The sequence below is a fragment of the Arthrobacter sp. Leaf69 genome, from assembly GCF_001422645.1.
Lineage (GTDB): Bacteria > Actinomycetota > Actinomycetes > Actinomycetales > Micrococcaceae > Arthrobacter.
Genome location: NZ_LMLR01000013.1, coordinates 109,285 through 122,717, shown reverse-complemented (window position 1 = coordinate 122,717; position 13,433 = coordinate 109,285). Strand labels below are relative to the sequence as shown.

Below are 13,433 nucleotides of genomic sequence, written 5' to 3'. Positions count from 1 at the left end.
CATGTCTGAATCCGTTAACTTGCCCGCCCTCGGTGAGAGTGTCACCGAAGGAACCGTCACCCGCTGGCTCAAGCAAGTAGGTGACCGGGTAGAGGTGGACGAGCCGCTGCTCGAGGTTTCCACCGACAAAGTCGACACTGAGATCCCCTCTCCGATCGCCGGCGTGATCGAGGAAATCCTCGTGGCCGAAGACGAGACCGCCGAAGTTGGCGCACCGCTCGTGCGCATCGGCGACGGCTCCGGTTCCGCAGGCTCGGGCGAAGCCGCCCCGGCCGAGGAAGCACCGGCCGCCGCGGAAGCACCCGCCGAAGCACCGGCCGCCGAGGCGCCCGCCGAAGCTGAAGCACCCGCCGAAGCGGAGGCACCGGCCGCCGAGGCTGCCGCCCCCGCAGGCGAAGGCCACGAAGTCACGCTCCCCGCCTTGGGCGAGAGCGTCACCGAAGGTACCGTCACGCGCTGGCTCAAGAGCATTGGCGACACCGTCGAGGTCGACGAGCCGCTGCTTGAGGTCTCCACCGACAAGGTCGACACCGAGATCCCGTCCCCGGTCGCCGGCACCCTGCAGGAAATCCGCGTCGCCGAGGACGAAACGGCCGAGGTCGGTTCCGTCCTCGCCGTGATCGGTTCCGGCGCCGCCGCTCCCGCCGCGGCACCTTCCTCGGAAGCTCCGAAAGAAGCAGCAGCCCCTAAAGAAGCGGCAGCTCCGAAGGAAGAGGCTCCCAAGCAGGAAGCCGCTCCGGCTGAAGCACCGAAGCAGGAAGCTCCCAAGGAAGCCCCCGCCGCCCCGGCCAAGGAAGCAGCGCCCGCCGCTCCCGCAGCACCGGCCAAGGAAGCAGCCCCGGCAGCTTCTGCGGCGGAGTCCGGCTACGTGACCCCGCTGGTTCGCAAGCTCGCCAACCAGCAGGGTGTGGACATCTCCTCCCTCAGCGGCACCGGAGTCGGCGGCCGCATCCGCAAGCAGGACGTGCTGGCAGCAGCTGAAGCCAAGGCAGCCCCGGCTCCCGCCGCTGCTGCACCGGCAGCTTCCGGTACTCCGGCGGCGCGTCCGTCCGCCGATCAGTCCTCGCTGCGCGGTACTGTCCAGAAGGCACCGCGGATCCGCCAGGTCATTGCCCGCCGCATGCGCGAGTCGCTGGACATCTCCACCCAGCTGACCCAGGTTCACGAGGTGGACATGACCAAGGTCGCCAAGTTGCGCGCCAAGGCCAAGAACTCCTTCCAGGCCCAGAACGGTTCCAAGCTGACCTTCCTGCCCTTCATCGCCAAGGCTGTTGCCGAGGCCCTGAAGCAGCACCCGAAGGTGAACGCCTCCTACGACGAGGACAAGCAGGAGATCACCTACCACAACGCCGAGCACCTGGCGATTGCGGTGGACACGGACAAGGGCCTGCTGGTTCCGGTCATCGCCGACGCCGGCAACCTGAATCTCGCCGGCCTGGCCGGCAAGATCGCCGACGTCGCAGGCCGCACCCGCGACGGCAAGATCGGCCCGGACGAGCTCTCCGGCGGAACCTTCAGCATCACCAACATCGGTTCCGTGGGCGCCCTGTTCGACACCCCGATCATCAACCAGCCGCAGGTTGCCATCCTCGGTACCGGCGCGATCGTCAAGCGGGCCGTTGTAGTCGCCGATGAGAACGGCGATGACTCGCTGGCCATCCGCTCCATGATGTACCTCTCCCTGACGTACGACCACCGGCTGGTGGACGGCGCCGACGCAGGACGCTTCCTGCAGACGCTGAAGGCACGCCTTGAGGAAGGCGCCTTCGAAGCCGACCTCGGACTGTAGGGTCCAATAGCACACCGACGGCGACGGCGGTGCGGGCTCCGGTGGGAAACCACCGGAGTGCCCGCGCCGCCGTCGCCGTTTTTGCTGTTCCGTCCCGGGACGGCGGGTCCTACTACAGTGCGTAGAAGGCTCTGGCTACACTGATGCCATGAACATCGTCTATAACATCATGGTTTTCCTGCACATCATCGGCGCCGCCATGATCGTGGGCATCTGGATCGTCCAGATGAAGAAGCCCACCGTCCACCCCCGCCAGTTCGACGGCGCTGCCCTGCAGCTCATCACCGGCATCGTCATGATGGGCCTGATCCCGGCCCTTGACATGGACGCCAACTACATGAAGCTCGGCATCAAGTTCGCGATCGCCGCCGTTGTGGCCGTGCTCGCGTTCATCGGCAGCCGCAAGTACAAGAAGGACGAGCCGGTCAGCAAGGGCCTCGCCCACAGCGTCGGCGGCCTGGCACTGCTGAACGTTGCCATCGCCACTCTCTGGCAGTAGTCCCCCGGAATATACGACGGCGATGCAGAATTCGTTCCCCTCGGGATCCTGCATCACGTCCCAGTGGAAAGCGCCGATATCGTGGCCCTCCACAAAGACAGCACCGAGCGACTCCGCGAGAGCGCGCAGGGCCGTGGGATCGGGACCGTGGATGTCCAGGTGCAGGCGGCGCCTGCCCTCCGTAGGCCGTTCCACCTGCTGGAAGGCCAGCTGCGGCGCTCCCGGGCCGGCGGGCTGGAGCCAGACGAACTGCTCGAGGCGGGACGACACCGGAGTGCCCAGCAGTGCCGCCCAAAATTCCGCCAGGCGCCCGGCGTCCGCGGCGTTGACCATGATCGTCGCGATGCGCGCTGCGGGCGCGGCGCCGGGTTCAGTGATGTCCATGCCGACACTGTACGGATGCAGTGCCCTGGCGGCACTGAACGCGGGTCACAATCCACTGACAGCGGAACCCCCGTGCGTAGTCTGCATCGAATCCCTAGGATGGGACACGGCATGATCCGGCGCACCGCCGGATCGCGGATTCACCAATGACGAGGAGTGGACATGGCAGCTACACGCACCGCACACACTGTATGGAACGGCGACCTGATGACGGGCGCCGGCAACACCACGCTGGACAGCTCGGGCCTGGGCAACTTCGATGTCACCTGGAAGGCCCGCGCCGAGGCCTCCGAGGGCAAGACCAGCCCAGAAGAGCTCATCGCCGCGGCGCATTCGGCCTGCTTCTCCATGGCCTTCAGCCTCGCCGTCGCCCAGGCCGGCCACACGCCGGAGGAAGTCAACACCAAGGCCGATGTCACGTTCGTGCCCGGCACCGGCATCACGGACAGCCACCTGACGGTCAGCGCGCGGATCCCGGGGATCACGGAGGATGAATTCCAGCGGATCGCCGAGGAAGCCAAGGTGGGCTGCCCTGTCTCCGCCGCCCTCACCGGCATCAAGATCACTCTGGACGCCACCCTGGCCTCCTAGCGTTTGACGCGCCAACGGCGAAGGCCCCCGTTCCCTGGCCAGCAGGGAACGGGGGCCTTCGCCGTTGGTGGTTGCGCCCCGGCAGACGCCGCGGGCTAGCTGCCCGGCCGGCGGGCCGGCAGCGGGGCGGGCCGCACCACGCGGTAGCCCTCGCGCAGCGGCGGCCGGTCGGTGGGCAGCTCCTGGATCATTTCCTTGAGCGCACCGATACCGTATTCCAGTTGCGGGTCCATGCCGGCGGCGTAGGCGTGCGGCGGGAAGGTCACTTCGATGTCAGGAGCGACGCCGAAGTTCTCGACACCCCACCCCACACCGCCGGAGAACCATGTGGCGTAGCGCGGCTGGGTGACGCCCGTCCCGTCGGCCAGGGCGAAACGGTTGTCGATGCCGACCACACCGCCCCAGGTCCTGGTGCCGATGACGGGACCGATCCCCCGCAGCTTGGAGACCTGGGTGATGATGTCGCCGTCGGAGCCGGCGAATTCGTCGGTCAGGATGATGACGGGACCGCGCGGTGCGTGGTGCGGGTACGTGCGCGGCCGCTCCCCGCGCGGCATGCTCCAGCCGGTGACTTTACGGCCGATGAGCTCCGCGACGAGTTGGGAGGTGTGCCCGCCCCGGTTGCGGCGGACGTCGACGATCAGCCCGTCGAGTGCCGTTTCGGTGTCAAGGTCGCGGTGCAGCTGCGCCCAGCCGTTGGCCATCATGTCGGGAATGTGCAAGTAGCCGAAGGTCCCCTTCGAGGCCTGCCGGACGGTCCGCCGGTTCGCCGCCACCCATTCCTGGTACCGCAGACGCTCCTCGTCCTTGACCGGAACGACGGCGATACGGCGCTGTTGACCAGCCTGCCCCCGGTGGCCGGCGCCGTTGCGCAGGGTGAGTTCGACGGCGCGTCCCGCGGCACCGACCAGCTGCATGGCGGGGGTGCGCGCTTCGGTGAGCTCGACGCCGTCGATCGCCAGCAGCACGTCGCCTGGTTTCGCGTCGGCGCCCGGCCGGGTCAGCGGCGACGTGGCGAGCGGGTCGGAGGACTCCCCGGCAAGGATCCGGGTGATCTCCCAGCCCTCGCCGGTGAAGACCAGATCGACGCCGAGGCGGCCCTGGGCGTTGCTGCCGTTCTCGGTGACGGCGGCGGGACGGACATAGGCGTGCGAGGTGCCCAGTTCGCCGTGGAGCTCCCAGAGCAGGTCCACGAGGTCGTCGTGTGAGCCGAGGCGGTCCACGATCGGGCGGTACCGGGCGTGCACCGAATCCCAGTCCTGCCCGGCCATGTCTTCCGTCCAGAAGAAGTCGCGCTGGAGCCGCCAGGCTTCATCGAAGGCCTGGCCCCAAACGCTGAGCGGGTCGAGCTGCACGCGGATGCGGCCGAGGTCCACTTTGACCAGCTGCCCGGACTCCTCGTCGGCTTTGGCGGTGGCGGGTGAGACGCGGATCTGCTTGTCCTGCAGGATGACCACCTTCTCGCCGTCGCCGGAGAGACGGTAGCTGTCCAGGGTGTCCACGATGGTGGTGGTCTTGCGCCGGGCCAGGTCGAAGCGGACGAGGCACGGCGCCGCGTTCTTGTCCTCGAGGCTGGCGCGGCCCTCGCCGGTGACGCCGGAGAGTTCGCTGTCGAGCCAGAGCAGGGCCCCGGCGGTGGCGGTGAGGGCGGAGTAGTTTCCTTGCGGCACGGGAACGCTGATGACCCGGTGCGCCAGGCCGTCGGCGTCGACCCGGACCGCGGGAACCTGGTCCGCACCGGACGATCCTGCCGGCGCCTCGGCTGTCTCTACCTGCGCGTCTTCCTGCCGGGCGGCCGGCAGGTCGATGCTCGGACCGAAGGGCGAGGGGGTGTCCGCGGCGAGGGCCACGAGGTAGGGCTTGATCGGGCTCGGGAAGGACAGGTCGAAGGAGTGTCCGTCGTAGACCGGATCGAAGCTGCGGTTGGAGAGGAACGCGAGGAACTTGCCGTCGGGGGTAAACGACGGCGATTCGTCGCGGAAGCGTCCGTCGGTGACCTCGACGATGGTCCGCTTCCCGTCTGCTGCCGTGCCGGCGTCGTCCGCCCTGGTCATGCGCAGCCGGCTGCGGGAGCCGAAGGAGGTGACCGGCTCTGACCAGCCCAGCCAGGCCGAGTCCGGGGACCAGCTGAAGCCCTCGATGCTGCCCTCGCCGATGCTGCTGACGAGCGACAGGGTGCCGGTGCGGGTGTCGGCGAGGTAGATGTCGCCGAACGCGGTGCCGACGGCGAGCCAGTTGCCGTCCGGGCTGGCCTCCATGGCGCTGGCCCGGGTGGGCTTGGGGAATTCGATCCTGGTGGACCGGCGGGACTGGGCCTGCCGGGCTCCGGCATTGCCCTCTGCCGGGCCTGCCGGGCCGGCCGTGGCTGCGGTGCCAGAGGTGTCGGCTGTGACGCCGGTGACGGCATCGTCCGCGGGGTGGTGGTCCGGTCCGGCGGCGCTGGGCACCGGGACAGCGGTCACGGCGTCGGGCCGGGTGAGGGCTGCTGCCGAGACGGGGCTCGGCAGGGGCGTGCCGGCGTCGGAATCCTCCTGCGGCCGGGCGGAGTTCTGCTGCGCCGGAGCGGCCTGCTGGGCGCCGGGCTGGTCGGTGGACTGGTCGCCGGGCTGGTCGGTGGACTGGTCGGCGGACTTCTGGCCAGAGCCTGCATTTCCGGAACCTGCATGTCCGAAAATCGGGTTGCCGGCGATCTCCTTCAAGTACAGTGCCTCGACGCCGTCGTGATCTGCGACGTAGGCGATCCTGCCCTCGCCGAAGGGACGGGGCAGGCGGGCCCGGACGCCGGGTGTTGCTTCCAGGACCCGCGAGGGGCCGTCCTTGTGCCGCAGCCAGTGCAGTGTGCCGTGGGCTTCCACGGCACTGGAGCCGCCGGTGCGGTCCGGGACCACATCGCCCAGGTGCCGTGACGGCTTCAGCGGTGTCCCGCGGCGGGCCTGCGAGGCTGACCCCAGGGAAACCTCGAGTTTGACGGCGTCCGAGCCGAGGTCCGGCAGCATCCACAGCTCGCCGGCCGATTCGAAGACGATGCGCTTGCCGTCGGTGGCTGCATGGCGGACGTAGAAGTCCTCGTGGTCCGTGTGGCGGCGCAGATCAGAGCCGTTGGGCAACACGGAATAGAGGTTCCCGTAGCCCTCGTGGTCGGAGAGGAAGGCGATCCGTCCGTCGACCCACATCGGGTCGGTCAGGTTGCCGTCCAGCTCGGCGGCGAGGCGTTCGAACTCGCCGTTTCCGTCGCCGTCGATCCAGAGCTTGCCGGCGGCGCCGCCCCGGTAACGCTTCCACCAGGCGGGTTCGCGGGAAAGCACGCTGGCCAGGACAACGGGCCGCTCGTCGCCGATTACGGGTCCGAACGCGACGGATTCCACCGGGCCCAGCGGCAGCTCCGTGGCCCAGCCGCCCCCGAGGGGCAGGCTGTAGGCGTGCGTGAGGCGGCTGTCAGCCTGGCGGAAGGCGCTCGTGACCAGGACATCGCCGTCGGGGGTAAAGCCCTTGACCTTGGTGGTGGCGTGGCCGAAGTAGCTCAGCTGGCGGTAGCCACCGCCGTCGACGTCCGCGGTGACAACCTCCGGTGCCGTGCCTTGAACCACCGTCCACACCAGCTGTTTGCCGTCCGGGGTGAAGCGGGGGTTGCGGGCCGGCAGCTGCAGCGCGGACACGCGCCAGGCGCGGCCCCCGCCGAGGGGCGCGATCCAGACGTCGTCCTCGGCCACGAAAGTGACCAGATCGCCGTGCAGATGCGGGAAACGGAGGTAACTCGAAGAGGTCATCGTACGATCATAGTCAAGACCGGCCCTCCCGCCCGGGAGGTGTCCCGGCCGTGCCGGGCATGGTGAGATGGATCATGCGAATCATTGTTGCCGGGGCCTCAGGGCTGATCGGAACCGCCATATCCAGCTCCCTGCGCAGCGCCGGACACGACGTCGGCACACTGGTCAGGCGGCCGCCCGCTTCGCCCGACGAGTTCCAATGGGATCCGGGCGAGGGCCGCATCGACGATTCGGCGCTGAAAGGGGCGGACGCCGTCATCAATCTCTCCGGCGCCGGCATCGGCGACCGTCCCTGGACCCGGGCACGGATCAACGAACTCCGCAGCTCGCGGCTGGCGGCGACCGGGACCCTGACGGCAGCCATGAGCCGGCTGGACACTCCGCCGGCGGTTTTCCTCAGCCAGTCCGCATCCGGCTACTACGGCAGCGCAGGTCCCGCAGTGCTCCGCGAAAATGCCCCTCCCGGCAGCGGCGTACTCGCCCGGATCTGCGTCGACTGGGAGGCGGCAGCGCACGAGGCACCCGCCGGCGTCCGGGTGGTCACGCCCCGCACTGGCGTCGTGCTGAGCCGTTCAGGGGGCGCATTGGGACGGCTGATGCCGTTGCTGCGCCTGGGTGTGGGCGGACCGCTGGGCAACGGCCGGCAGTACTGGCCGTGGATCACGCTGCCGGACGTAAGCGGCGCCTTCGCGTTCCTGCTCAACAGCCGGCTGTCAGGGCCGGTGAACGTCTGCGCCCCGGAGAGCGCGGACGTGAACTCGCTGATCGCGCATCTGGCCGGGGCACTGCACCGCCCGGCGGTGCTCCGCGTCCCCGCGCCGGTGCTGCGCCTAGTGATGGGCCAACTGGCCGACGAACTGCTGCTCGCCAGTCAGCGGATGGAACCGGCCGTGCTGAGCGAGGCCCGCTTCGCTTGGCAGCATCCGTCCCTCGGCCAGGCCGCAGCCTGGGTCGCGGAACGCGGTCCGAAAACCTGAGCAGCCGGTCGGCGGCGGGCGTATTCCGTCAGCCAAGGGCGGCGGCTGGCCGGGAGCGTCGGCGCAGTGCGACGGCGGCGGCTGCTGGCCGGGAGCGTCGGCTGGCCGGGAGCGTCGGCTGTCAGCCGGTGGCGGCCGGAAGGATGTCCTGGATCCGCCAGCGGCCCCCGACCGAAGCCAGTACCAACCGCAGCCGTTGTTCCGGTGCGGCAGCAGCCTTGGCCACTATGGCCCCGGCCGCGTCGCGCTCCTGGTAGGCGGACGTGCTGACGGTTACGGCTACGACGGCCCGTGGACGGCTGCTGTCGTCCGTACGTGCCACGTGGGTCAGGCGAGAGGTGAATCCGGTCAGTACCCGCCCGGATTCCTCAAGGCTGGCGCGGATTTGTTCGTCCGCCTTGGCCGCCGACGATGCCGGGACATTGACCTGATCCAGCAGCCGGAAGTTCCCCGTGCTGAGCGCGCGGGATCGAAGCCAGGACAGTCCGCGGACCGCTTCCTCGGGGTCCTGCGAGGCGAGCTGCGCCTGCACGCCGGGAGGAAGGGCGGCATCATCCCCGGCCGTCGGTCCCGGCTCCGCGGCAGGGGGTGCCAAGGTCATCGCGGGCTCCTTCGCCGCATCGACGCCTGTGACGGCGAAGCCAGGGAATGCCGGAGGCAGCGGCGCACCGGCGAACCCCCACGCCGCAGCGAGGGCGCCCAGAAGAGCAAGGCCTGCGGCTGCGACTCGAATCCCGCGCCGGTTCGCGGATGTCCGGCGTGCGGCGCCCAGGGCACCGGAATGCAGGCCAGCGAAGTCCTCGCGGGTGTCGGTGCGGGCGGCGTGGCGCGCGCTGTCTCTGCGGGAGGGACGCCCGGTTCTGCCCTGCCCTCCCGGCGGAAATTGCCCCACCACACGGGTCCTGCGGAAACGGGGCGGCAAGGCCCGGAGCCGTTCGACCCGCCGCTCCCGGGCCGTGCAGGGCCGCGAGCGCCGGGTCAGCAGCTGCGGGATGACCGTCGGGTGGACCGAGACCGAAAGATCCACCGGTTCGGCCACCGCGCTGCGGTGGACGGCGGCCGCCAGCTCGGCGGCGGAGGGCCGCAGCCTGCGGTCCTCCTGAAGTCCGGATTCCAACGCTGCGGCGAGCGCCGCCGGAACACCTGTAACCAACAACGGCAGCGGCGGCCGCTGCACGCCCGGTTCAGGGGCGCGTCCGGTCAGGCAGTACCAGCCCAGCGCCGCAAGGGAATACACATCCCGCTCCGGCTGCAGTCCGGCCCGGACGGCGTCAACCGGCGCCGGGTCGCGGAAGCCCTCTGTCCCGGCGTCGGACACCGCAGCGGCGTCGGCCACCATGCGGGCGACGCCCAGATCGGACAGGAGTGGTTTGCCGTGGGCGGTGAACAGCACGTTGCCGGGTGAGACGTCACCATGCGTGAAGCCCTGACCGTGCAGATACGCGAGGGCTTGGGCGATCGGAGTCAGGACCGTCACCGTCTCCCCCGGTCCCAGCTTCCCCCTGCCCGCCACGAGCTGCCCCAGCGAGCCGCCCGCTGCGTAGTCCATGATCAGCCCGAGGCCCGCGTCCCACTGACTGAGGTCATCGCCGTCGTCCCTGCCATCGCCGTCGTCGTCGATCCGCAGACGTACCCGGCTGCCCCGGAGGCGTAGCACCGAGCGGGCACGCACCAGATGCTCATGATCGAGGACAGACAGAATCCTCACCTCGCGCCGGATCGCTTCCTCCGCGTCTCCTTGGCCGGGGCCGTCCCCGGCGGCGAAACACTTCAGCGCGTACTCGGTCCCGCTCAAGTGTTCGGTCACCAGCCACACGGTGGCGCTGCCGCCGCGTCCCAGGCACCGGCCGACGTCGTATCCGGGCACCTCGGGCGCCGCGCCGCTGGTCCACGCGTAATCCTCCATAGCTAAGGAATAGCGGATCCAACGGAATCCTGCAGGAGTTATCCACAGGCACCCGTCGCCATACCCGGCGCGTTCAACCCCTCGAACCGGTCCACTCCGGCTCCAGGCGTTGCACCAAAGGCTCCAGGCGTTGCACCAAAGCAGGTCAGGCGGTCGCGTACCGCTGGAGGAACAGGGCTAGGGAAAGGGCCATGGCCTGCATCTCGTTCGGATCAACACTCTCATTCGGTGCGTGGATGAGTGCAAGCGGTTCCTCGACCCCCAGCAGGATGATCTCCGCGTCTGGATAGGTTTCGGCAAACACATTGCAAAGCGGGATCGACCCTCCTTGACCCAAGGTGGTCATCGGCCGGCCGTAGGCCTCCAGCATCGCTGCACTCATGGCTTCGAACGCCGGCCCGCCGACGGCCGCCTCGAAGGGGGAACCGATGGCTTCCAGGTCCACTGCGACGTGGACGCCCCAGGGCGCGGCGGCCTTGAGCTGCTCAGCCAACGCTGTGTGGGCGTCGGCGGCGGACATGCCGGGCGGGACCCGCAGATTGAGGCGCGCGGAGGTCCGCGGCACAATGGACGCCGAGGAGCCGGTCACCGGCGGGCAGTCAATGCCGAGCACGGTAACGGCGGGCCGCGCCCAGAGCATGTCGGACACCGTGCCGTCCCCCAGCAGCGTGACACCCTCCAGCAGCCCGGCGTCGGTACGGAACTGCTCGGGCGGGTAGGGCGCGCCGGCCCAGGCCTGGGTGTTGTCCAGGCCCGTGATCGTCGTGTTGCCTCGCTGGTCGCGCAGTGAGGCCAGCATGGAGATGAGCGCGGCGAGCGCATCGGGGGCGGCGCCGCCGAACATGCCGGAGTGGAGCTCGGACGCCATCGCTTCCACGGTCACCACCACATTGACCATGCCGCGCAGGGTCACGGTCGCCGCGGGCTGCCCTACGGCGGCGTTCCCGGTGTCGCACACCAGGATCGTGTCGGCACGGAGCAGGTCCGGGTGGCCCGCTACATAGGCCTCGAGTCCGCCGGTGCCCTGTTCCTCCGACCCCTCGACCACCAGTTTCAAATTCACCGGCACGTCGTTGCCCAGTGCCCTGAGTGCGAGCAGATGGGCGAGGATGTTGCCTTTGCAATCGGCGGCGCCCCGTCCGTACCAGCGGCCGTCCACCTCGGTGAGTTCGAAGGCCGGCGTGCGCCACGCCGAATCATCGAGGGGTGGTTGAACATCGTAGTGCGCATAAAGGAGCACTGTCGGCGCATCCGGATCGGGTCCCGGCCTTGAGCCGACCACCGCGTCGGAGCCGTCCGGTGTCCGCTCAAGGCGGATATCCGAAAATCCGAGCCCGGCAAACTTGCTGAGTACCCACTGTGCCGCCTTGGCGCACTCCTCCGGGGGGAACTGCCGGGCATCCGCCACCGAGCGGATGGCCACGAACTCGGCGAGTTCCTCCCGCGCCGGACGCATCAGGTCGGTGACGCGGGAGCGCAGGTCCATGGCTCACGCACCGCCCGAACGGTAGGTTTGGAGGTCGTCGACGAAGTTCTGGAAGTCCTCCAGCTCCTCCGGGCAATAGATCTGGATGATACGGAGCTGGCCCTGGACGAACCGGATGTCCGCGATCACCGGTCGGGTTCCTGGCCCGGCGGCGCCGTTCGCCAGCTGGCTGAAGAGGATGGCCCGGCTCAGCGCGTCGTTCGGGTTCGCACAGACCGCACCGCCGTCGTCGCCGAGCACCCGGGCGATCTGCTCGCGCGAGGGCGCCGTCCCCCCGGCCTCGTTGATCGACGCGATCAGTTGGTCGGCTTTCTCCAGTGACTGCTGGGTCTCCCGCGCGGACCGGAACGTCATCAGGGCGATCACGGCGAGGACCACGAGCAAGATGATGGACACGACGTACACCACCGAGCGTCCCTTTTTGGTGGAGGACTCCATGTGTGTGCTCATGATCCGGCCACCTCCGTCTGTGCCTCCTGGTCAGGCAGCTTCCATGAGGGCTTGCGGAACTTGTAGAAGAGGAACGGCACCAGCAGGCCGAGCCCCAGGGCGCCGCCGGCGACGATCAGGAAATAGACAATCGGATCGCCGTTGCCGAACTGCGACGGCGGAACGAACCCGACGAGAAGGGCGGCCAGCGAGGCGGCGAACCCGACGCCGCACAGGCCGATCAGCATCGGCGCGCGGTAGCCACGCGGGTGGTCCGGATCGTTGCGGCGGAGCCGGACGGCTGCCACGAACATCAGCAGGTACATGATCAGGTAGACCTGCGTGGTGATGACCGAGAAAATCCAGTACGCGCTGGAGACATCCGGGATCAGCGCGTAGCCGAGCGCGATCACGGTGGTGACGAGCCCTTGGACCACCAGGAGGTTCTGCTGAATGCCGTTCTTGTTCAACTTTTGCAGGAACGGCGGAAGGTAGCCTTCCTCACGCGAGATCAGCAGCAGGCCCTTGGAAGGTCCGGCCAGCCAGGTCAGCATGCCGCCGAGGGAGGCGGCGACCAGCATGATTCCAAGGATCGGCGTGAGGCCTTGCAGGCTGAAGGACGCCAGCACGGCGTCGAAGGCCTGCATGACGCCCGCGGTGAGGGAGAGCTCCTCGGCCGGGACGATCCAGCTGATCGCCAGCGCCGGAAGGATGAAGATCAGGAGTACGAGTCCCATGGCCAGGAACATCGACTTCGGGTACTCCTTGGCCGGGTCCTTCAGCGAGGACACGTGCACCGCGTTCATTTCCATGCCGCTGTAAGACAGGAAGTTGTTCACGATCAGCACCAGGCTGGCCAGCCCGGCCCACTCGGGCAGGAAGTTGGCCGCGGTCATCGGGGCGGCCGACTCGTTGCCTTGGCCGAGGAACATAACGCCCAGGAAAACGAGCAGCGCGCCCGGGATCAGGGTCCCGATGATCAAACCACCGCTGGCCAGGCCGGCCACACCCTTTGTGCCCCGGGATGAGACATACACGCCGGCCCAGTAGAACACCACAATCACCAACGCGGTCCACACGCCGTTGCTGGCCAGCTCCGGGTTGAACACATAGGCCAGCGTGCTCGCGACGAAGCCGAGCAGTGTCGGATAGTAGAAAATGGTCATCGCGAACTGGCACCAAACCGCCAGGAATCCCATGGGTTTGGAAATGCCCGTCGCGACCCACTTGTAGATTCCGCCCTTCCAGCCGGACGCCAGCTCGGCGGACACGAGGGAGGTGGGCAGCAGGAAGACGATCGCGGGAACCACATACAGGAAGACTGAAGCGAGTCCGTAGACGGCCATGGTCGGGGCGGCCCGCAGGCTGGCCACCGAACTGGTGGTCATCAGCGCCAAGGCAACCCAGGAGATCCATACGGCGGTGGGCACCTTCGGACGGGCCATAGTCTGATCAGCGCTGCTCACTGCAGCCCCATCCCAACGGCAGGCTTTGCGCTGTGGGCCGGACGGTGCGACACCGTCCGGGGCGAGGAGTTGAAAATTTGTACATTCCACTGCCCTCGATCACATAGTGTGCGGGATGACTACAGCATGGACCTGGGAA

The 13,433-nt window shown here is 68.6% G+C and carries 9 protein-coding genes and 1 pseudogene; 4 read left to right on the top strand and 6 right to left on the bottom strand.

The genetic code is table 11. The features are described 5' to 3' along the window. The first annotated feature begins 1 nt into the window (after position 1). Together sucB and ASE96_RS13545 are read left to right on the top strand one after the other, a co-directional pair. Positions 2 to 1,789, top strand: coding sequence for a 2-oxoglutarate dehydrogenase, E2 component, dihydrolipoamide succinyltransferase (gene sucB, locus ASE96_RS13550; protein WP_056431335.1), 1,788 nt, complete (start codon positions 2 to 4; stop codon positions 1,787 to 1,789). Between the two features lie 148 nt (positions 1,790 to 1,937). Then, complete coding sequence (locus ASE96_RS13545; protein ID WP_056431332.1) at positions 1,938 to 2,288, top strand: hypothetical protein; 351 nt, start codon at positions 1,938 to 1,940, stop codon at positions 2,286 to 2,288. Positions 2,289 to 2,321: 33 nt separating this feature from the next. Here ASE96_RS13545 and ASE96_RS19325 read toward each other — a convergent pair. Next, positions 2,322 to 2,621 (bottom strand): annotated as a pseudogene (locus tag ASE96_RS19325) (VOC family protein); the annotation flags it as partial. Between the two features lie 213 nt (positions 2,622 to 2,834). On the opposite strand from ASE96_RS19325, the gene ASE96_RS13535 reads away from it, so the two are divergent. Beyond that, positions 2,835 to 3,263 carry an OsmC family protein gene (locus ASE96_RS13535; protein WP_056431323.1) on the top strand — a complete coding sequence of 143 codons (429 nt, stop codon included), beginning with the start codon at positions 2,835 to 2,837 and terminating at the stop codon, positions 3,261 to 3,263. Positions 3,264 to 3,358: 95 nt separating this feature from the next. Here the strand turns inward: ASE96_RS13535 and ASE96_RS13530 are convergent, their stop codons facing one another. Further along, on the bottom strand, positions 3,359 to 7,030 hold the full coding sequence (locus ASE96_RS13530; protein ID WP_056431318.1) for a S41 family peptidase: 3,672 nt from the start codon (positions 7,028 to 7,030) through the stop codon (positions 3,359 to 3,361). A 74-nt stretch (positions 7,031 to 7,104) separates the two neighbouring features. Between ASE96_RS13530 and ASE96_RS13525 the strand changes: the two genes are divergently transcribed. After that, complete coding sequence (locus ASE96_RS13525; protein WP_056431315.1) at positions 7,105 to 8,007, top strand: TIGR01777 family oxidoreductase; 903 nt, start codon at positions 7,105 to 7,107, stop codon at positions 8,005 to 8,007. A gap of 121 nt (positions 8,008 to 8,128) precedes the next feature. Here ASE96_RS13525 and ASE96_RS13520 read toward each other — a convergent pair whose 3' ends face one another. The 4 genes from ASE96_RS13520 to ASE96_RS13505 all read right to left on the bottom strand — a co-directional run bounded on the left by ASE96_RS13520 (position 8,129) and on the right by ASE96_RS13505 (position 13,294). After that, on the bottom strand, positions 8,129 to 9,913 hold the full coding sequence (locus ASE96_RS13520; RefSeq protein WP_056431312.1) for a serine/threonine protein kinase: 1,785 nt from the start codon (positions 9,911 to 9,913) through the stop codon (positions 8,129 to 8,131). A 145-nt stretch (positions 9,914 to 10,058) separates the two neighbouring features. After that, the gene (locus ASE96_RS13515) at positions 10,059 to 11,399 is read right to left on the bottom strand and encodes a dipeptidase (RefSeq protein ID WP_056431309.1); all 1,341 of its coding nucleotides are present in this window, start codon (positions 11,397 to 11,399) and stop codon (positions 10,059 to 10,061) included. Positions 11,400 to 11,402: 3 nt separating this feature from the next. Further along, positions 11,403 to 11,849, bottom strand: coding sequence for a hypothetical protein (locus ASE96_RS13510; RefSeq protein ID WP_056431306.1), 447 nt, complete (start codon positions 11,847 to 11,849; stop codon positions 11,403 to 11,405). After that, positions 11,846 to 13,294, bottom strand: coding sequence for an APC family permease (locus ASE96_RS13505; protein ID WP_235500256.1), 1,449 nt, complete (start codon positions 13,292 to 13,294; stop codon positions 11,846 to 11,848). The genes ASE96_RS13510 and ASE96_RS13505 overlap by 4 nt, the downstream gene beginning before the upstream one ends. Positions 13,295 to 13,433: the final 139 nt, after the last annotated feature.

Coding starts and splice junctions, on each gene's coding strand:
- ASE96_RS13515 (WP_056431309.1), bottom strand. CDS start 11,399: ATGGACCTGCGCTCCCGCGTCACCGACCTGATGCGTCCGGCGCGGGAG.
- sucB (WP_056431335.1), top strand. CDS start 2: ATGTCTGAATCCGTTAACTTGCCCGCCCTCGGTGAGAGTGTCACCGAA.
- ASE96_RS13510 (WP_056431306.1), bottom strand. CDS start 11,849: ATGAGCACACACATGGAGTCCTCCACCAAAAAGGGACGCTCGGTGGTG.
- ASE96_RS13525 (WP_056431315.1), top strand. CDS start 7,105: ATGCGAATCATTGTTGCCGGGGCCTCAGGGCTGATCGGAACCGCCATA.
- ASE96_RS13535 (WP_056431323.1), top strand. CDS start 2,835: ATGGCAGCTACACGCACCGCACACACTGTATGGAACGGCGACCTGATG.
- ASE96_RS13545 (WP_056431332.1), top strand. CDS start 1,938: ATGAACATCGTCTATAACATCATGGTTTTCCTGCACATCATCGGCGCC.
- ASE96_RS13520 (WP_056431312.1), bottom strand. CDS start 9,913: ATGGAGGATTACGCGTGGACCAGCGGCGCGGCGCCCGAGGTGCCCGGA.
- ASE96_RS13530 (WP_056431318.1), bottom strand. CDS start 7,030: ATGACCTCTTCGAGTTACCTCCGTTTCCCGCATCTGCACGGCGATCTG.